The organism is Streptomyces sp. P6-2-1, assembly GCF_050613165.1.
Classification (GTDB): domain Bacteria; phylum Actinomycetota; class Actinomycetes; order Streptomycetales; family Streptomycetaceae; genus Streptomyces.
Window position 1 is genome coordinate 3,923,722 of the sequence record NZ_CP192513.1, and the last position, 19,502, is coordinate 3,943,223.

The following is a 19,502-nucleotide window of genomic DNA, read 5'->3' on the forward strand; positions in this document are numbered from 1 at the left end:
AAGGCGGAGGCGGGGCGGGTGGTGGCGGATGCTGCTCGCCGGAACGGGAAGGCGAAGGACGGCCGCCGCAAGCGGCGTGTGCGGCGGGGCGCGGCGGTCGGCGCCGCGTCCGTCCGTACGGGAGCGGCGCTGCCCGAGGGGACGAGGCCGGACAGCGGCCCGGCACCCGTAGCCGCCGGGACCGGGACGGCGACGGCCGATCCCACGCCGGTGGACGAGAAACGCGACGCGGGGGTGGCACGGGCCGGGGCGCAGCTGAAGCGGGCGCGGCGCCGGGCGGAAGTACTGGCCCGTCAGCGTCCCGGCGCGCACGGGAGCCCCGCCTTCCCCCGCTATCAGCGCAGAGAGGCGGCGCGGCGGGACCTGATGCGGCGGCGCATCCGCTGGACCTTGCGGCAGGCGACGAAGGAGACGAGGGAGCGGGGGGACCTCGGCATGGCGACGGCCGAGTACGCCGTCGCGCTGCTCGCCGCCGTGGGGATCGCCACGGTGCTCTACAAAGTCGTCACGAGCGGCGCGGTGCACTCGGCCTTGCAGGCCGCTGTGATGAAGGCGTTCCATGCGTGAGAGGCGTGGTGCCGCCCGGTGGGGCCCCTCGCGCCGCCTCCGCCCCGCGCGGGGAGGCGATGACGGCACGGTGACGGCGGAGTCCGCGGTGGTTCTGCCCCTGCTCGTCATGGTGACGCTCGCCCTGGTCTGGGCGCTGTTCGCGGCGGCGGCGCAGGTGCGGTGCGTGGACGCCGCGAGTGTCGGCGCCCGGGCCGCGGCCCGCCAGGACCCCGAGGCGCGGGCGGTGGCAGCGGCGAGGGATGTCGCGCCCGAGGGCGCACGCGTGAGGATCGAAAGGGACGGCGACGTCGTGCGGGTCACGGTCACGGCCGAGGCTCCGGGCCCCGGCGGGCTCGGGGTGCGACTCGGCTCCTCCGCCGTGGCGCTCGCGGAGGAGCGGGCCCGCCCGGGCGAGGTGGCCGCCTCATGAGTTTCGTGAGCCGTGCGCGGAGGGCGTGGGCGGGAGACGGCCGGGACGCGGGGGACCGCGGGGCGGCGACGGTGTGGGCCGTCGCGGTCCTCGCGACGCTCGGAGTCCTCTTCTCCGGTGTCCTCGCCTACGGGCAGGTGGTGCTCGCCAGGCACCGGGCGGCCCAGGTAGCTGATCTGGGAGCACTCGCCGCCGCGGACACGTGGGCGCGCGGGACGGAAGCGGCCTGCGGAGCCGCCCGGCGGGTGGCCGGGGCGCAGGGCGGGCGGCTCGCCGAGTGCGGGCTTCGGGGGCGCTACGCCGACGTCACCTCGGTGGGAACGGTCGGGCCGTGGACGGTGCGGGTCAGGGCGCGGGCGGGGCCGCCGGTCGCGGCACAGGGGCCGGGCTGGTCGCCTCCGGAGGAGAAGCCGCTTCCGGGGAGCCCTTGAGGAGTTCGGTGAGGAGGCGGACGGCCGCGCGCTTGTGGAGGGGCTCGTTGCCGTTGCCGCACTTGGGCGACTGGACACAGGAGGGGCAGCCGGAGTCGCACTCGCAAGCGGCGATGGCCTCGCGGGTCGCCGTGAGCCACTCGCGGGCGGTGGCGAAGGCGCGTTCGGCGAAGCCGGCGCCGCCGGGGTGGCCGTCGTAGACGAAGACCGTCGGCAGCAGGGTGTCGGGGTGGAGCGGCACGGAGACTCCGCCGATGTCCCAGCGGTCGCACGTGGCGAAGAGCGGAAGGAGACCGATGGAGGCGTGTTCGGCGGCGTGGAGGGCGCCGCCGAGTTGCTGGGGATGGACGAGAGCGGCGTCGAGCTGGTCCTCGGTGACCGTCCACCACACGGCGCGCGTGCGCAGGTGGCGCGGCGGAAGGTCGAGTTTCGTCTCGCCGAGTACCTCGCCGGTGAGGAGGCGGCGGCGCAGGTAGGAAACGACCTGATGGGTCACCTCGACCGAGCCGAAGCAGAGGCGGCCCTCACCCCAGGGGATCGAGCGATCGGTCTCCAGGACGGAGACGGAGGTGGTGTCACGGGCGACGGTCGTGTACGGAGGTGACGCCTCCTCGACCAGGGCGACGTTCGCGTCCAGGTCGAAGGTGCGCACCTGGTACGTGCGGCCCTGGTGGAGGTGGACGGCGCCGTCGTGGACGGTCGTGTGCGAGGCGGAGGCGTCGACGGTACCGAGCAGGCGGCCCGTACCGTCCTCCACGATCTGGACCGGGGGACCGCCCTCGCCGCGGATGTCGGTGAGGTCGGCGGCGCGTTCCTTGCGGGTCCAGTACCAGGACCGGCCGCGGCGGCGCAGCAGCTTGGCGGCCTCCAGCTGCGGGAGCAGCTCGGCGGTCGCCGGGCCGAACAGGGCGCGGTCCTGCTCGGTCAGGGGCAGCTCGGCGGCCGCCGCGCACAGGTGCGGGGCGAGGACGTAGGGGTTGTCCGGGTCCAGGACGGTGGACTCGACGGGCTGGTCGAAAATCGCCTCGGGGTGGTGGACGAGGAAGGTGTCCAGCGGGTCGTCGCGGGCGACGAGGACGGCGAGGGCACCCTGCCCGGTACGGCCCGCGCGGCCCGCCTGCTGCCACAGCGAGGCGCGCGTACCGGGGTAGCCGGCGATGAGGACGGCGTCGAGACCGGCCACGTCGACGCCCAGTTCGAGCGCTGTGGTGGCGGCGAGGCCGAGCAGTTCGCCGGAGTGCAGGGCGCGTTCGAGGGCGCGGCGTTCCTCGGCGAGGTAACCGCCGCGGTAGGCGGCGACGCGGGAGGCCAGGCTCCGGTCCCGCTCGCCGAGGCGCTCCTTGGCGATGACGGAGATCAGCTCGGCGCCGCGTCGGGAGCGGACGAAAGCGACGGATCTCACACCCTGGAGCGTGAGGTCGGTGAGGAGATCGGCGCTCTCGGCCGTCGCGGTACGGCGTACGGGTGCGCCCTTCTCGCCCTGGAGTTCGGTGAGCGGGGGCTCCCAGAGGGCGAAGACGACCTCCCCGCGCGGGGAGCCGTCCTCGGCGACCTCGGCGACCGGCAGCCCGGTGAGCCGCTCGCCGGCGAGGGCCGGTTCGGCGGCGGTGGCGGAGGCGAGGAGGAAGACGGGCTCGGAGCCGTACCGGGCGCAGAGCCTGCGCAGCCGTCGCAGGACCTGGGCCACGTGGGAGCCGAAGACGCCGCGGTAGACGTGGCACTCGTCGATGACGACGTACCGGAGCGCACGCAGGAAGGAGGCCCAGCGCGGGTGCGAGGGCAGGATGCCCCGGTGGAGCATGTCGGGGTTGGTCAGGACGTAGTTCGCGTACTGACGGACCCACTCGCGTTCCTCGACGGGGGTGTCCCCGTCGTAGACGGCGGGGCGCACGGCGCGGCCGAGCGGGGCGGCGAGCGCGCGCACGGCGCGCCGCTGGTCGGCGGCGAGCGCCTTCGTCGGGGCCAGGTACAGAGCGGTGGCGCCGCGCCCGTTGGGTGCCTCGGAGCCGTCGAGAAGGGTGGAGAGCACCGGGACGAGATAGCCGAGGGACTTGCCGGACGCGGTGCCGGTCGAGACCACGACGGACTCGCCGTTCAGGGCGTGCTCGGCGGCCTGGGCCTGGTGGGACCAGGGGTGCGCGATGCCCGCCTCCTGCACGGCGGCGATCACTTCCGGCCGAACCTGATGCGGCCAGACGGCATAGCTCGCCGGGCGCGGGGGCAGGTGCTCCGTATGAGTGATGCGCTCAGCGCGGCTCGACCCCCCGGCGAGACGGTCCAGAACCGCTCGGGGAGAGTGCTGTGCGGCCGTGCCCCGAGGGGGGCGGCCGGTCGTGGAGTACGTGGCCATCGGCATCGAGTGTGTCACTGGCGCGGCGGACAATGCGCAGAAGGCGTCGTGCGCGCCTACCAGTAAGTGATTGAATGCCAAGGCGGCTGGCGAACCGTCCCGGGGGCTCAGGCCGAGGTGTCCCGAGGGATGACCGCTCGATAGCAAGGTGCTGGAGGATCAGTGGACCTGTCCCTGTCGACTCGCAATGTGTCCGGCCCCGGTGGCGACCGTACGGTCGTCGAGGTTGGCGGCGAAATCGACGTTTACACCGCTCCCAAGCTGCGTGAGCAGCTCGTGGAGCTGGTGAACGACGGCAATTTCCACCTGGTGGTCGACATGGAAGGGGTCGACTTCCTCGACTCCACCGGTCTCGGCGTCCTGGTGGGTGGCCTCAAGCGTGTCCGGGCCCATGAGGGCTCGCTGCGCCTGGTGTGCAATCAGGAGCGAATCCTCAAGATCTTCCGCATCACCGGACTGACCAAGGTCTTCCCCATTCACACCTCGGTCGAGGAAGCCGTCGCGGCCACCGACTGAGTTCCGCTCCGCCCCGGGCCGCTGGGCCCGGGGCCGGAGGCGGGCGTCGCCGCCGGGACTTCCCCTCGGCGCGTCCGCAGGCACGTTCGTACGTCTGAGGGGGACCGCATGGCCACCGTCGAACTCCGCTTCAGCGCGCTGCCCGCGCACGTCAGGACGGCCCGGCTGGTGGCGGCATCGGTGGCACGTCGCTCCGGTGTCGACGAGGCCGTGCTCGACGAGGTACGGCTCGCCGTGGGCGAGGCGTGCACGCGTGCCGTGGGCCTGCACCAGAACCACGGGGTGACCGAGCCGGTGAGCGTACGGCTCATCGAGGCGGAGGACCAGTTCTCCATCGAGGTCGTCGACCAGGCCCCGCACGCCTCGGTGACCGATGCCACACCCGGCGCGATGATCGGCGACGACGAGGTGGACACCGAGGGCGAGGACGAGATGGGCCTCGCGGTGATCAGCGGGCTCGTCGACGACGTGGAAGTCACCACGGGCGAGAACGGCGGCAGGCTGCGGATGACCTGGCCGGCCAAGCCGGACGTCCTCGCGGAGAGCACACCCCGCCTCTGAAGCCGCGCCGCGCCCTAACGGCGCCGCGTGCCGCCGGCCTGTTTCTCCCTGTTCGTACCGGCTCCGGGCCGGACCCCGCGGTCCCGGCCCGGGCTCACGTACCTCCGCTCCAGCACCGCCCGCGCCAGAGGCGCGCCGGGTCTCCGTACGGCAGGTGCTCGCCCGCTCCCGTACCTGCCCGTGCGCCCGTACAAGAGGTTGCGCCGCGCGTCCTTCCCGCTCTCGCACCGCTACCGGAGCCCCCGGAGCCCCCGGAGCCCCCGGAGTCGCGCAGTATGCCGTGAGTCATCTCTCCTGTGGGGCAAATGGCCCAAAAACCGCGAACTTCTCGAAGATCACGCGGGCACCTCCCCGGCCCCGTGTAAGTTCCGGGGCCGACAGTCATGGAGGGACCGATCCGGTGAGCAAGAAATTCCTGTGCGCGTTGTCCGGTGGCGCGGTGCTGCTGCTGACCCTGTCGGGGTGCGGCGACGACAACGACGCCAAGGTCAACGACTGGGCCAAGACCTTCTGTGGCGACATCAAGCCCCACGTCGCCAAGATCAACTCGGCTACCGCCGCGATCGACAAGCAGACGGCCGACACGAGCAAGCCGGCCGAGGTCCAGAAGACCGACTCGAAGGCGTTCCAGGACCTCTCGACCGCGTACAAGGGCCTGGCCCAGTCCCTCGACAAGGTGGGCGCGCCGCCGGTGGACAACGGTGAGGACACCAAGAAGGACGTGGTCAAGGAGCTGAACGCCAGCTCGGCCTCGTACGCGAAGCTCAGGACGACCGTCGACGGTCTCGACACGAGCAATCAGGCGAAGTTCGCCGATGGGCTCAAGAACGTGGCCGCGCAGCTCGCCAAGATCTCGCAGGGCAGCAACGACGCGCTCAACAAGCTCCAGTCCGGGGACGTCGCGAAGGCGATGAAGGACCAGGAGAACTGCCAGAAGGCGTCGCCCTCGCCCTCGGTGCCGAACGCCTCGCCCTCCACGTGAGGCGCGCGCGGGTGAACGCGGGGAACGACGCGGGGGTGGATGCCCGGATCGGTGTGCGGGCGGACGCGCGGATGGGCCCGGGGTGAGGCCGCGCCGCGCGTTGTCAGTGGGGCCCGTCACAATGGACGGGTGAGCACGACTTCCACGAACGCGAGCCCCCACGACCCCGCCGAGCCGCTGCCCGGCGCCGAGAGCCTGCCCGCCCACGAGGGCAGAGGCGCCGAGGTCGCGAGCCTGCTGCGGGAAGCGCTGCTCAAGGCCGAGTTCACCGCCGACGGACTGCTCGACCTGCTCGGCGCCCCCGCGTACGCGGCCCTCGCACGCGGCGAGACGGTGCCCGCCCTGCGCGCCACCCGCGCCGCCGGCCCCGTCGCCGCGCTCGTGCGGCTCTTCCTCCTCCAGCGCGCGGTGACGCGTACGGCGCTCGTGGCGGTGCTCGGCGAGGAACTGGTGGCGGCGGCCGCGGAGTGCGGCTGGCTGCGCGAGGACGGCGAGGGTGAGCTGCGCGCCACCGTCGATGTCCGCCCGTACGGCGGCCCCGAGGGCGAGGACTGGTACGTCGTCTCCGACCTGGGCTGCGCCGTGGGCGGGGCAGGCGGGATCGGCAAGCGCGCGGAGGGTGTCGTCCTCGGCGTCGGCGGCGCGTCGACGACCCTCGCCGGACTCACCGTGCGCACCCCTGTCGACAGCGTTCTCGACCTCGGTACGGGCTCCGGCATCCAGGCCCTGCACGCCTCCCCGCACACCGCCCGCCTCACCGCGACCGACCTCAACCCGCGCGCGCTCGTCTTCGCCGCGCTCACCCTCGCCCTCTCCGGGGCCGAGCCCGCGCGCCTCCTCACGGGCTCGCTCTTCGAACCGGTCGGTGCGGAGACCTTCGACCTCGTCGTCTCCAATCCCCCCTTCGTCATCTCGCCCGGCGCCCGGCTCACCTACCGCGACGGCGGCAGGGAAGGGGACGGCCTCTGCCGCGAGCTGGTCTCCTCGGCGGGCGAGCGGCTCAACGAGGGCGGGTACGCGCAGTTCCTCGCCAACTGGGAGCACGTCGAGGGCGAGACGTGGACCGAGCGTGTGCGGGAGTGGGTGCCGGCGGGCTGCGATGCCTGGATCGTGCAGCGCGAGGTGCAGGACGTCACGCAGTACGCGGAGCTGTGGCTGCGGGACGCCGGGGACCACAAGGAGGGGAGCGCGGAGTACGCACGACGGTACGCGCAGTGGCTCGACTCCTTCGCCGCCCGGGGGACCACAGCGATCGGCTTCGGCTGGATCACGCTCCGCCGTACCACCGCCGCCGAGCCATCCGTGACGATCGAGGAGTGGCCGCACCCGGTCGAGCAGCCACTCGGGCCCGCCGTGCGCGCGTACTTCGCCCGTATCGACTACCTCCGCGCGCACGACGACGCGGCGCTTCTCGCCGACCACTTCCGGCTCGCTCCCGAGGTGGTGCAGGAGCAGATCGGGCAGCCGGGCGCGGAGAACCCGGAGTACGTGGTGCTGCGCCAGCACCGTGGGATGCGGCGCGCGACCAGGGTCGACACGATCGGCGCGGGCTTCGCGGGTGTGTGCGACGGCACGCTCAGCGCGGGCGCGATCCTCGACGCGATCGCCCAGCTCGTGGACGAGGACCCGGTGCTGCTGCGGGACCGGACCCCCGAGCAGATCCGTCTCCTGGTCGAGCAGGGTTTTCTCTACCCGGTGGGCCTGAACGGGTCGCAGGGGGTGGGGGAGGAGCAGCCGAGCGTGCTCTGAGTACGGGGCGGTGTGCGCCGGTACGGGGCCGGGCGGCGTTCTCGGCGGAGTGGGGCCGAGGCGAGGCGGGGCCTGAGCGCTCCCGTACGCCCTGCGTCCGCCGGTCCCGCGTCCGCCTGTCCCACGGCGTCTGCCGGTCCCACGGCGTCCGTCTGTCCCCCGCCATGTCCGTGCTGGCCCGTCCCGCGTCCCCGCCGCCACGGTCCTCGTCGTCTCGTGGTGTCCCTGAGTTCACCTGGGGTTCGTGTGGACGAAGCGGCCCGCTGCCAGCCTTCCCGCAACAGAGGGCCGGAGGTCGGACCGGCCCGCGGTGGTGCCGGGGACGGTGCCGGGGGAGGCGGAGGGCCGGATGGACAGGGTCGATGCGGTCACGGAGAACCTCCCGGCGGTCTTCGCCGGAGCGGTGTTCCTGCTCTTCGGGAGCTGCCTGCTCGTGTGGACCTGTGTGCGACTGGCGCTCGGGGCGCCCGTCGCCGAGGGGACCAGGACGGGAACCGCCGCCGTGCTCGCGCTGCTGTTCTCGGTGAGCAGTCTCGGGCTCGGGCTCTGGTGCTTCGGGCGGATCTGAAGCGGGTGCGGCGGGGGACGGGCGTACCGCTGTTGCCGTAGAGAGGGCCGCGGCGGGGCTCCGGCTCGGGCCGCGCGGGCGCGGCGGGCCGGGCGCCTCCGGGCGGTGGCGCGCGTGCGAGGGCGCCCCGAACACGTACCGCCAGAGGCCCCGTACCCCCTCCCACCTGCGGTGGAGCGGAGGTGGACCGCATCACCGCACTCCGTGCGAAACGGCGGATAGCTGGTCCGGGCGGCAGGAATGGCGGTAGTCGGGTTACCGTTCGAGTGGCCGTTGCGGGCTTTTCCCGTTTGACACGGGGGCGGGAGGTACCGTCACACTCCGCAGCGTCAGCAGTCACCCACCCGCAGGAGTGTGGGAGGCGTCGGGTCCCCTGTGGCCCGGCCCCGGGCACGTCCTCACGTCCCGCGGACCTTGAGCCTCGACCGGAGAGAAGAGCCACGTTGTCCCCGACCAGCGAGACCGCGAACGGCGGTCGCCGACTCGTCATCGTCGAGTCGCCCGCCAAGGCGAAGACGATCAAGGGCTACCTGGGCCCCGGCTACATCGTCGAAGCGAGCGTCGGGCACATCCGCGACCTCCCCAGCGGTGCCGCCGAGGTCCCGGACAAGTACACCGGCGAGACGCGCCGCCTCGGGGTCGACGTCGAGCACGACTTCCAGCCGATCTACGTCGTCAACTCCGACAAGAAGACGCAGGTCAAGAAGCTCAAGGACCTGCTGCGCGAGTCCGATGAACTCTTCCTCGCCACCGATGAGGACCGGGAGGGCGAGGCGATCGCCTGGCACCTCCAGGAGGTGCTCAAGCCGAAGATCCCCGTCCACCGGATGGTCTTCCACGAGATCACCAAGGACGCGATCCGCGCTGCCGTCGCCAATCCGCGCGAGCTGAACAAGAAGCTCGTCGACGCCCAGGAGACGCGCCGCATCCTCGACCGGCTCTACGGCTACGAGGTCTCCCCCGTGCTGTGGAAGAAGGTCATGTCGGGCCTGTCGGCCGGGCGTGTCCAGTCGGTCGCCACGCGGCTCGTCGTCGAGCGGGAACGCGAGCGCATCGCCTTCCGCTCGGCCGAGTACTGGGACCTGACCGGCACCTTCGGCACCGGCCGCACCGGCGACGCGAGCGACCCCTCCACCGTCGTCGCGCGCCTGAACACCGTGGACGGCAAGCGCGTCGCGCAGGGCAGGGACTTCGACGCGAGCGGCCGCCTCAAATCGGACGTGCTCCACCTCGACGAGCAGGCCGCGCGCAGCCTCGCGAGCGCCCTCGCCGAGGCGAGCTTCGCCGTGCGCTCCGTCGAGTCGAAGCCGTACCGCCGCTCCCCGTACGCGCCCTTCCGCACCACGACCCTCCAGCAGGAGGCGAGCCGCAAGCTCGGCTTCGGCGCGAAGGCGACCATGCAGGTCGCGCAGAAGCTGTACGAGAACGGCTTCATCACCTACATGCGTACGGACTCCACGACGCTCTCCGACACGGCGATCTCCGCCGCGCGCGCCCAGGTCACCCAGCTGTACGGCGCCGACTACCTCCCCGAGAAGCCGCGCACGTACGCGGGGAAGGTCAAGAACGCGCAGGAGGCGCACGAGGCGATCCGTCCCTCGGGGGATCGTTTCCGCACGCCCGCGGAGACCGGCCTGACCGGCGACCAGTTCCGGCTCTACGAGCTGATCTGGAAGCGCACCGTCGCCTCGCAGATGAAGGACGCGACCGGCAACAGCGTCACCGTCCGCCTCGGTGGCACGGCGAGCGACGGCCGGGACGCCGAGTTCTCCGCCTCCGGCAAGACGATCACCTTCCACGGCTTCCTCAAGGCGTACGTGGAAGGCGCCGACGACCCGAACGCGGAGCTGGACGACCGCGAGCGCCGGCTGCCGCAGGTCGCCGAGGGCGATCCGCTGAGCGCCGAGGAGGTCACCGCCGACGGGCACGCGACCAAGCCGCCCGCCCGCTACACCGAGGCCAGCCTCGTCAAGGAGCTGGAAGAGCGCGAGATCGGCCGCCCTTCGACGTACGCCTCGATCATCGGCACGATCCTCGACCGCGGCTACGTCTTCAAGAAGGGCACCGCGCTCGTCCCGTCCTTCCTCTCCTTCGCCGTCGTCAACCTCCTGGAGCGGCACTTCGGCCGCCTCGTGGACTACGACTTCACCGCGAAGATGGAGGACGACCTCGACCGCATCGCACGCGGCGAGGCGCAGGCCGTGCCGTGGCTGCGCCGCTTCTACTTCGGCGAGGGCGACGGGGACGGCGCGGGCGGCGGGGCCGCCGCTGCGGCGGGCAACGGTGACGGCGACCACCTCGGCGGGCTCAAGGAACTCGTGACCGACCTCGGCGCGATCGACGCGCGCGAGATCTCCTCCTTCCCCGTTGGTGACGGCATCGTGCTGCGCGTCGGGCGGTACGGGCCGTACGTCGAGCGCGGCGAGAAGGGCACCGAGGAGTACCAGCACGCCGACATCCCGAGCGACCTCGCGCCGGACGAGCTGACCGTCGAGTTCGCCGAGGAGCAGCTCGCGAAGCCGAGCGGCGACTTCGAGCTGGGCACGGACCCGGAGACGGGCCGCGAGATCGTCGCGAAGAACGGCCGCTACGGCCCGTACGTGACCGAGATCCTGCCCGAGGGCACCCCGAAGACCGGCAAGAACGCGGTCAAGCCGCGCACCGCCTCGCTCTTCAAGTCGATGAGCCTCGACACGGTGACGCTCCAGGACGCGCTCAAGCTCATGTCGCTGCCGCGCGTCGTCGGCACCGACCCCGAGGGCGTCGAGATCACCGCGCAGAACGGCCGCTACGGCCCGTACCTCAAGCGCGGCACGGACTCGAGGTCGCTCCAGACCGAGGACCAGATCTTCGACATCACCCTCGACGAGGCCCTCGCCATCTACGCGCAGCCCAAGCAGCGCGGGCGTGCCGCCGCGAAGCCGCCGCTCAAGGAGCTGGGCGAGGACCCGGTGAGCGGCAAGCCCGTCGTGGTCAAGGACGGGCGCTTCGGCGCGTACGTCACCGACGGCGAGACCAACGCGACACTGCGGGCCTCCGACAGCGTCGAGGACCTGACGCCGGAGCGCGGGTACGAGCTGCTCGCCGAGAAGCGCGCGAAGGGTCCGGCGAAGAAGACCGCCAAGAAGGCCGCGAAGAAGGCGCCCGCCAAAAAAACGGCAGCGAAGAAGACAGCCGCGGCAGGGACTGCCAAGAAGACGGCGGCGAAGAAGACGACGACTGCCAAGAAAACGGCAGCGAAGAAGACCACGACCGCCAAGAAGGCGGCTGCGGGGGCGCGGTCGGGCGCGGCTTCGGGCGCCGGTGGGGACGACGGCGGCGAGTGAGCCTCGCGAGGTGACGGACGCGGCGAGGGCCGGGCGGCGAAGGTGCTGCCCGGCCCTCGGCGTGTGCGGGGGCGGTCTGTCGACGGGGTGGCCCCTTGGGCGGGAGCGGGAGCGGGAGCGGGGGGCGGAGGCGCCGGCGTGTGCGGGGGCGGCCTCCCGGCGGGGCGGTCTCCCGGCGGAAGCACGGTCAGTCCCCTGACCTGGCAGCCTCCTGACGGATGTGTGGCAGTGGATGGCAGTTGTTTGGGGGCGCTGAGGTGGGTACGGGCACGACGCGGGGCTGATCACGAGGCCCCGGTCCCCGGGCGAAGGCCCTCGACGGAACCCACGGGGAATCCCCGGGGAACCCGTCGACGGTTGCCTCGGGGACTCCCTCGGCGAAAGGAGAAGAAGGCGTGCAGGAGAGGGGACGTATGTTCGGGCACGGGCACGGAATGTCCGGCCCGGCCGATAGGCTGGCCGAATGATGCGAGCCGAGCAGGAGGCGGTCGCCGCCCGGACCTCAGACCACACGACGTCAGGCAGCGCGACCTCGGAGAGCACGACCTCGGACAGCGCCCTCGTCGCGGACTCCCGCGAGCGCGCCGTCCGTGCGCTGCTGCGCTCGCAGCCCCTCAAGCGGCTGTGGAGCGCCCAGTTCGTGGGCGGCGTGGGCGACGCGCTGGCGCTGCTCGTCCTCGTCGTGCTCGTGCTCCAGTCCGCCGTGCTCCAGGACTCCTTCGGCGGCGGGTACCGCGGCGCCGCCCTCGCGGTCGCGTCCGTCGTCGGCGCGCGCCTGGTCGCGACGCTGCTCTTCGGCGCGGTGCTGCTCGGACCGCTCACCGCCCTCACCGCGCCCGATGGCCCACTCGACCGGCGCTGGACCATGACCGGCGCGGACGGCGTACGGGCCGCGCTGCTCATCGTGGCCCCGCTGTGGATCGACTGGACCCCGGACAACGCGCTCGCACTCCTCCTCGTCACCGTGTTCGTCGCCGGTCTCGCCGAGCGGCTGTGGACGGTGTGCCGCGAGAGCGCGGCCCCCGCGCTGCTGCCCGCGCCACCCGTCGAGGGTGACGCGGTGCGCCCGCTCCCCGACCACCTGCGCGCCCTGCGCACGTTGTCGGTCCGTACGAGCTTCCTCGCGATCCCCGCGGCCGCGCTGACCCTCGTCGCCGTCACCCTCGTCGGGAACCTGCTCGGCGCCGGCCTCGACTGGTTCGCGCTGCACCAGGCCGCGCTCGCCTCGTACGTCGCCGCCGGGTTCTTCGCCGCCTCGCTCTCCGTGGTCTCCGCGCTCGAACTGCCGGGCGGCCGCACGCCACGCCCGCGCTCCCCGCTGGAGGGCCTGCGCAGGCCGCGCACCGGTGGTGCGGACGGCGGCGGCGCGCACGACAAGGGGCGTACGGGCGCGGTCCCCGCCCTCGTCGGCGCGGGCGCCGCGGTCGCCGGGGCCATCGCGGCCGCCGTCGGCGTCTCCGTGCTGCACGCCGCCGATCTCGGGGGCGGTCCCGTCGCGTACGGCCTCTTCGTGCTCGCGCTCACCGGCGGCACCGCGCTCGGCATCCGCGGCGCGCGCGCCGTCCTGCCCGCGCTCTCGCGCCGTCGCCTGCTCGCGCTCGCGCTCGCGCTCGCCGGGCTCGCGCTGCTGATCGCCGGGCTCGTGCCCGACATCACCACGGTCCTGCTGCTCCTGCTGCTCGCCGGTCTCGCCGCGGGCGTCTCCGCCAACACGGCGCACGCGCTGCTCGACCAGGAGACCGAGGAGCCACGCCGGGTTCGTACGAGCGAGCACCTCCAGACCGTGGCGCGCGTGACCGCCGCGCTCGCCGCCGTCGCCGCTCCCGTCCTCGCCGCTCTCATCGGCCCGCACCGCGTGGAGAACGGCAAGTTCACCTTCGACCACGCCGGCGCCTCCTACACGCTGATGCTCGTCGGCGCGCTGCTCCTGCCGGTCGCCGCGCTCGTCCTCGCCAAGACCGACGACCGCAGCGGGGTGCCGCTGCGGCGCGATCTGCGCGAGGCCGTACGCGGTGGCGAGCCCGAGCAGGCGGCCTCGGCGACCGGCTTCTTCATCGCTCTGGAGGGCGGCGACGGCGCGGGCAAGTCGACGCAGGCCGAAGCGCTCGCCGAGTGGATCAGGGCCAAGGGCCATGAGGTAGTCCTCACCCGCGAGCCGGGCGCGACCCCGGTCGGCAAGCGGCTGCGCTCGATCCTTCTCGACGTCTCCAGCGCCGGGCTCTCGCACCGGGCCGAGGCACTGCTGTACGCGGCCGACCGCGCCGAGCACGTCGACACCGTCGTCCGCCCCGCGCTCGAACGCGGCGCGATCGTCATCACCGACAGGTACATCGACTCCTCCGTCGCCTACCAGGGCGCGGGCCGCGACCTCTCGCCCGTCGAGGTGGCCCGGATCTCCCGCTGGGCGACCGGCGGTCTCGTACCGAACCTGACGGTGCTGCTCGACGTGGCGCCCGAGGCCGCCCGCGAGCGGTTCACCGAGGCCCCGGACCGCCTGGAGTCCGAACCGGCCGAGTTCCACGCGCGGGTGCGCACCGGGTTCCTCACTCTCGCCGCCGCGGCGCCCGAGCGGTACCTCGTGGTCGACGGGGCGCAGGAGCCCGAGGCCGTCACCCAGACCGTGCGGCACCGTCTCGACCAGCTCCTGCCCCTCTCCGAGGCCGAGATCAAGGCCCAGGAGGAGGCGCGCAAGGCCGCCGAGGAAGAGGCCAGGCGCAAGGCGGAGGAAGAGGCCGCGCGCAAGGCGGAGGAAGAGCGCCAGGAGCGCGAGCGGCAGGAACAGCTCGCCCGGCTCCGCGCCGAGGAGGAGGAACGCAAGCGCCGCGAGCTGGAGGAGGCCCGGCGGCAGGAGGAGCTGCGCCGCGAGGAGGAGGCCCGCCAGCGCGAGGAGGAGGAACGCCGCCGCGCCGAGGAGGAGCAGCGCAAGCGCGAGGCGGAGGAAGCGGCCCGTGAGGCCGAGCAGGAGCGACTCCGCAAGCAGGCCGCTGAGGAGAAGCGGTTGCGGGAGGAGGCCGAGCAGCGCCGTATCGAGAAGCAGCGCAAGGCCGAGGAGGCACTGCTGCGGGCGGAGCGGGCGCGGAAGCTCGCCGAGGAGCAGGAAGCGGCCGCCAGGGAGGCCCGCGAGGCGGAGGAGCGGGCGGCGGCCCGAGAGGCCGAGGAGCGGGCGGCGGCCGAGCGGAGGGCGCGCGAGGACGCGGAGCGGGCGGCGGCCGAGCGGGCGGCGACGGAGCGGGCCGAACGGGCTCAGCAAGCTCAGCGGGCCGAGCGCGAGGCCCGTGATTCCGCCGGCGCCGTGCCCGACAACGAGACGACGGTGCCGACGCCGGTCGTCGGCTTCCACACGTCCGATGCGGTAAGGGATGAGCGGCCAGGGGCCGTACGGGACGAGCAGCCAGAGGTGGAGGACGAGGCCCCGCGCCCCGGCTTCGCCGCGAGCGACCAGGACACCACGGTGTCCACGCCGGTCGTACGTCCCGGTGCCGAGGACGAGACGACGGTGCTGCCGCAGTACCGGGAGTCGGCGCCCGCCGGGCGGGACGGCGTCGAGGACGACACGACCGTGCTGCCGCAGTACCGGGAGCCGACGGACGCGGGTCGGGGCGGTGCCGAGGACGAGACCGCGGTGCTGCCGCAGTACAGGGAGCCGGGCACCCCCGCGTCCGGTGGAGCCCCGCAGGCACCGGCGGACGATCCGGCGGACAGGGTGCCGCCCGGGTTCTTCCGCGACGAGCGCCCCGGCCCGCCGCCCGGCGGGCTCGGCCCCGACGACCGTACGCGCGAGCTGCCCCAGGTGGACGAGACCGGCGCGCCTCGTCGCCGACCCCGCCCCGCGTGGGCCGAGGAGACGCCGCTCGACGACCTGCCGACCCTCGCGGACGAACTCCTCGGGGCGCGGTACGAGCCACGTGAGCGGCCGGGGGACGAGGCCGGAAGCGGGCCCGGCACCAGCGGTGGCTCCGGCGGTGGCTCCGGCTCGGGTGCCGCAACGGGGTCGGGCCCCGAGGGCAAGGAGCGGAAGCGTCGCGGGTGGGGCGGGCGCGGGCGGAAGGACTGAACGCCGCGGGGCGGCCGACCCTTAGGGGGCGCTCGAACGGATTCCCTAGGGGATGGGTGGGCCCCCTGTAGGGCCTCCAACGGCCGGTGACCTGCGGGAGTTCCCGCTCTTGTCAGCGCCTTCGCCCACAATGGAGGGCGAGGTACGACGAAAGGTGCGGTGACCGATGGCGGTCTGGGACGACCTGGTGGGGCAGGAGCGGGTGAGCGCTCAGCTCGCCGCGGCGGCGAAGGACGCCGACGCGCTGGTCACGACCGTCGCCGAGGGCGGGGAGGCGGCGGCGGGCTCGCGGATGACCCATGCCTGGCTGTTCACCGGGCCGCCGGGTTCCGGGCGGGCCGAGGCGGCGCGGGCCTTCGCCGCCGCGCTCCAGTGCGTCAGCCCGGACCGGGCGGCGGGTGGGGAGCCCGGGTGCGGCTTCTGCGAGGGCTGCCACACGGCGCTCATCGGGACCCACGCCGATGTCGAGTTCGTACGGACCGACCTGCTGTCGATCGGTGTGAAGGAGACGCGCGACCTGGTGCGGCGCGCGCAGCTCTCGCCCGCCACGGGGCGCTGGCAGGTCATCGTCCTGGAGGACGCCGACCGCCTCACCGAGGGTGCGGGGAACGTGCTGCTCAAGGCCGTGGAGGAGCCCGCGCCCCGTACGGTCTGGCTGCTGTGCGCGCCCTCGCTGGAGGACGTGCTGCCCACCATCCGCTCCCGTTGCCGGCACCTGAGTCTGCGGACGCCTCCCGTCGATGCCGTCGCTGACCTCCTCGTCCGCAGGGATGGTGTCGACCCTGCGCTCGCCGCCTCCGTCGCGCGCGCCACGCAGGGGCACATCGATCGCGCGCGTCGGCTCGCGACCGATGAGCGGGCGCGGGCCCGCCGGGCCGCTGTGCTGAAGCTCCCGGTACGGCTCGGGGACGTCGTCGCCGGGCTGCGCGCCGCGCAGGAGCTGATCGACGCGGCGGGGGACGACGCCAAGGAGGTCGCCGAGGTCACGGACGAGAAGGAGACGGAGGAACTGCGGGCCGCGCTCGGCGCACAGGCCGGTGGCCGTCTCCCCCGGGGCACCGCGGGGGCGATGAAGGAATTGCAGGACCGGCAGAAGCGCCGCTCGACCCGCACCCAGCGCGACAGCCTCGATCTCGCGCTGCTCGACCTCACCGGCTTCTACCGCGATGTGCTCGCCCTCCAGTTCGGCGCGGGCGCGGAGATCGCCAACGAGGACGTACGGGACGCCATCGAGCGCATCGCGCGCGAGAGCCGCCCCGAGTCGACACTGCGCCGCATGGAGGCCATCGGCGCCTGCCGCGAGGCGCTCGCCAGGAACGTGGCCCCGCTGCTCGCGGTGGAGTCGATGGCGATGGCACTCCGAGCGGGCTGAAGTGCGGGGGACCGGCCGCTCCACCAGGGCGACACGCGCGGATAGTAGTCAAGGAATCGCTCAGGGTTAGAGTCGCGGGATGAGCCTCCTGCCTCGCCGCCCGCATCTGCCCTCCCGCGCGCGGTGGACCGCCGGGCTCGCCGCGATCCTCGCACTCGCCCTCGCCGCCACCGTGCCGACGACGGGCGGGAAGGCGCTTGCCGCGCAGACAGGGGGGCCTTCGCACGCGCCCCGCCTCGCCCCGTACTACCAGCAGCACGTCGACTGGCACACCTGCGGAAAGCCCGCCGCGCACACCGCCGGGCGGGCCGTGGCGCGTGAGCGCGGCCTCGCCTGCGCCACCGTCCGGGTCCCGCTCGACTACAGCGACCCCGGCGGCGCCGACGTCGCGCTTTCGGTCGCGCGCAAGCCCGCGACAGGCCCGGGTGGGCGCCTCGGTTCCCTCCTCCTCAACCCCGGCGGGCCAGGCGGTTCGGCGGTGGACTTCCTGACCGGGTACGCGGGGGAGCACTACCCCGAGGCGGTACGGGCGCGGTACGACCTCGTGGGCGTCGACCCGCGCGGGGTCGGCCACAGCGTTCCCGTGCGCTGCCTCGACGGACCGGGCATGGACCGCTGGGCAGCCACCGACGTCACGCCCGACGACGCGGCCGATACGGCGGCGCTGCGCCGCTCGTTCCACGGCTTCGCCGAGGCCTGCCGCAGCCGTACGGGCACGCTGCTCGGCCACGTCTCGACGACCGAGGCGGCACGCGACCTGGACATCGTGCGCGCGGTGCTCGGCGAGCGCCGGCTCGACTACGTCGGCGCCTCGTACGGCACGTTCCTCGGCGCCACGTACGCGGAACTCTTCCCGCGCCGCGTCGGCCGCATGGTCCTCGACGGCGCGATGGACCCCTCGCTCGACGCGCGCCGTCTGAATCTCGACCAGGCAGCCGGCTTCGAGACGGCCTTCCGCGCCTTCCAGCGCGACTGCGCCCACCGCGAGGACTGCCCGCTCCCGGCCGCCGGGCCCGCCGCGAACGGCACACTCGCCGCCTTCCTCGCCGCACTCGACCGCGCCCCGCTCCCCACGGACGACGGCACGCGCACGCTCACCGAGGCACAGGCCACCACCGGCATCATCGCCGCGCTCTACACCGAAGCCGCCTGGCCCGCGCTGCGCCGGGCACTCGGCGAGGCGATGGACGGCGACGGCACGACCCTGCTGAGCATGTCCGACGCGTACTACGAGCGCGGCACGAACGGCCACTACTCGTCCCTCATGGCCGCCAACACCGCCGTGAACTGCCTCGACGCACCCCCGGCCTTCACCGGCCCCGCGGCGGTACGTGCCGCACTCCCGGACTTCGAGAAGGCTTCCCCCGTCTTCGGCCGCGCGCTGGCCTGGACCGCCCTGATCTGCGCCGACTGGCCCCACCCCGCCACGGGCACCCCGCACCGCATCACGGCCGAGGGCGCCCCGCCGATCGTCGTCGTCGGCACCACCCGCGACCCCGCCACCCCCTACCGCTGGGCCCGTTCCCTCGCCGCTCAGCTCACCTCGGGCCGCCTCCTCACCTACGAGGGCGACGGCCACACCGCGTACAACAGGGGCAGCACCTGCGTCGACACCACCCTCACCACCTACCTCCTCACCGGCACCCCACCCACCCCCGACACCACCTGCCACTGACCCCACCCCCGCCCGGTCGGAAGCACCCCCGAGAACTGTGTAGACTTGCCGAGGCTGCTGCACCCCGACGGGACAGCACACCAGCCGCCTTAGCTCAGTTGGCCAGAGCAACGCACTCGTAATGCGTAGGTCTCGGGTTCGAATCCCGAAGGCGGCTCCGAGAAACCCCAGGTCACATACGCCGTGACCTGGGGTTTTCTGCGTTCTCGACTCGACTCTCGCGACTGAAGTCGCTACGGGAGTGGCCGCCTTCCGGGCCTCCGTGGCCGGACCGTGGCCGAACGTGCAAGCGGAGTGCAACGGCCGTGGCCGAGGACGAGCGGCAGGAGCGGGACCCTGACAGCAAGCGTTGTGCTGTTTCAACAATGAGCCGATACCGGCCGCCTGGAGTGATCTCAATCGACCCGCACGGCGGGCGGTGCTCCCGCCCGCTTTGCCAAAGGGCGTACGGGTGCTGGTCATGCTCAGCCTGCGGGCTGGGCATGTAACTGGCCAGACCCACCCCGCTGCCCTCGATGTCTCGGTATCCTTTTGTTCAGATCGCCGCGAGGGGGAGATGTGACTGTCCAAGAAGAAAACGAAGAGGAGTGGGTTGATGGAGAGCTGCGGGAGGAGAGTAGATCTAAGACAGCCCCGACAGCCTTAGCGAATACTGCTTCAGAGACTCGAATGATCCGCTTGCTGGCTGAGCACGATATCGGCCTGGTCGGTACCCAGGCTGGGTCGTTCAAATTTTCGTCGCACCCAAGATGGAACCATCTTGGTAACAGAGAAGTGCATCTCCCTAGGGGGTATCATGCGACCCTTCTTACTCAGCTCGAGAAGGGCGCCCAGCACTCTGCTCAGTGGGCTGGGATAGTAATCCCCAGCGATGGGTACCTTGAATTCCTCCTTGGCCCTAACCAGTTGCCGGGGCCGTCCATTTTGCGAAGACTTTTA

13 protein-coding genes and 1 tRNA gene are annotated in these 19,502 nt (G+C 73.0%); 13 read left to right on the plus strand and 1 reads right to left on the minus strand.

Translation table 11 applies throughout. The annotated features are described in order from the left end of the window. Window positions 1-21: 21 nt before the first annotated feature. Genes ACQYWQ_RS16910 through ACQYWQ_RS16920 form a run of 3 tightly spaced genes read left to right on the plus strand, consistent with a single transcriptional unit; the run spans window position 22 to window position 1,410 of the window. The gene (locus ACQYWQ_RS16910) at window positions 22-567 is read left to right on the plus strand and encodes a DUF4244 domain-containing protein (protein ID WP_431035579.1); all 546 of its coding nucleotides are present in this window, start codon (window positions 22-24) and stop codon (window positions 565-567) included. Further along, the gene (locus ACQYWQ_RS16915) at window positions 560-979 is read left to right on the plus strand and encodes a TadE family type IV pilus minor pilin (protein ID WP_431035580.1); all 420 of its coding nucleotides are present in this window, start codon (window positions 560-562) and stop codon (window positions 977-979) included. The genes ACQYWQ_RS16910 and ACQYWQ_RS16915 overlap by 8 nt, the downstream gene beginning before the upstream one ends. Then, a complete protein-coding gene (locus ACQYWQ_RS16920; RefSeq protein WP_431035582.1) occupies window positions 976-1,410 on the plus strand; it encodes an Rv3654c family TadE-like protein in 435 nt (144 codons plus the stop codon). Before ACQYWQ_RS16915 ends, ACQYWQ_RS16920 begins: the two co-directional genes overlap by 4 nt. Here ACQYWQ_RS16920 and ACQYWQ_RS16925 read toward each other — a convergent pair. Beyond that, the gene (locus tag ACQYWQ_RS16925) at window positions 1,325-3,841 is read right to left on the minus strand and encodes a DEAD/DEAH box helicase (protein ID WP_431035584.1); all 2,517 of its coding nucleotides are present in this window, start codon (window positions 3,839-3,841) and stop codon (window positions 1,325-1,327) included. The genes ACQYWQ_RS16920 and ACQYWQ_RS16925 overlap by 86 nt on opposite strands. A gap of 81 nt (window positions 3,842-3,922) precedes the next feature. Here ACQYWQ_RS16925 and bldG point away from each other — a divergent pair, with 81 nt between their 5' ends. The 10 genes from bldG (at window position 3,923) to ACQYWQ_RS16975 (ending at window position 18,720) form a co-directional block, all read left to right on the plus strand. Beyond that, entirely contained in the window at window positions 3,923-4,276 is a 354-nt protein-coding gene (gene bldG / locus ACQYWQ_RS16930) for an anti-sigma factor antagonist BldG (RefSeq protein ID WP_007823876.1), read from the plus strand. A gap of 108 nt (window positions 4,277-4,384) precedes the next feature. Next, complete coding sequence (locus tag ACQYWQ_RS16935; protein WP_431035586.1) at window positions 4,385-4,837, plus strand: ATP-binding protein; 453 nt, start codon at window positions 4,385-4,387, stop codon at window positions 4,835-4,837. Between the two features lie 400 nt (window positions 4,838-5,237). Further along, complete coding sequence (locus ACQYWQ_RS16940) at window positions 5,238-5,819, plus strand: small secreted protein (RefSeq protein WP_431035587.1); 582 nt, start codon at window positions 5,238-5,240, stop codon at window positions 5,817-5,819. Between the two features lie 129 nt (window positions 5,820-5,948). Continuing rightward, window positions 5,949-7,568: a DUF7059 domain-containing protein gene (locus ACQYWQ_RS16945; RefSeq protein WP_431035589.1), complete on the plus strand. Its 1,620-nt coding sequence runs from the start codon at window positions 5,949-5,951 to the stop codon at window positions 7,566-7,568. A 349-nt stretch (window positions 7,569-7,917) separates the two neighbouring features. Continuing rightward, complete coding sequence (locus ACQYWQ_RS16950; protein ID WP_431035590.1) at window positions 7,918-8,136, plus strand: hypothetical protein; 219 nt, start codon at window positions 7,918-7,920, stop codon at window positions 8,134-8,136. Between the two features lie 443 nt (window positions 8,137-8,579). Next, window positions 8,580-11,462 carry a type I DNA topoisomerase gene (gene topA / locus ACQYWQ_RS16955; RefSeq protein ID WP_431035592.1) on the plus strand — a complete coding sequence of 961 codons (2,883 nt, stop codon included), beginning with the start codon at window positions 8,580-8,582 and terminating at the stop codon, window positions 11,460-11,462. A 463-nt stretch (window positions 11,463-11,925) separates the two neighbouring features. After that, a complete protein-coding gene (gene tmk / locus ACQYWQ_RS16960; RefSeq protein WP_431035594.1) occupies window positions 11,926-15,516 on the plus strand; it encodes a dTMP kinase in 3,591 nt (1,196 codons plus the stop codon). A gap of 166 nt (window positions 15,517-15,682) precedes the next feature. After that, a complete protein-coding gene (locus ACQYWQ_RS16965) occupies window positions 15,683-16,888 on the plus strand; it encodes a DNA polymerase III subunit delta' (protein ID WP_431035595.1) in 1,206 nt (401 codons plus the stop codon). A 79-nt stretch (window positions 16,889-16,967) separates the two neighbouring features. Continuing rightward, window positions 16,968-18,563 carry an alpha/beta hydrolase gene (locus ACQYWQ_RS16970; RefSeq protein ID WP_431035596.1) on the plus strand — a complete coding sequence of 532 codons (1,596 nt, stop codon included), beginning with the start codon at window positions 16,968-16,970 and terminating at the stop codon, window positions 18,561-18,563. 83 nt (window positions 18,564-18,646) lie between these two features. Continuing rightward, window positions 18,647-18,720: transfer RNA gene (locus ACQYWQ_RS16975), tRNA-Thr, on the plus strand. The last annotated feature ends 782 nt before the right edge of the window (window positions 18,721-19,502 follow it).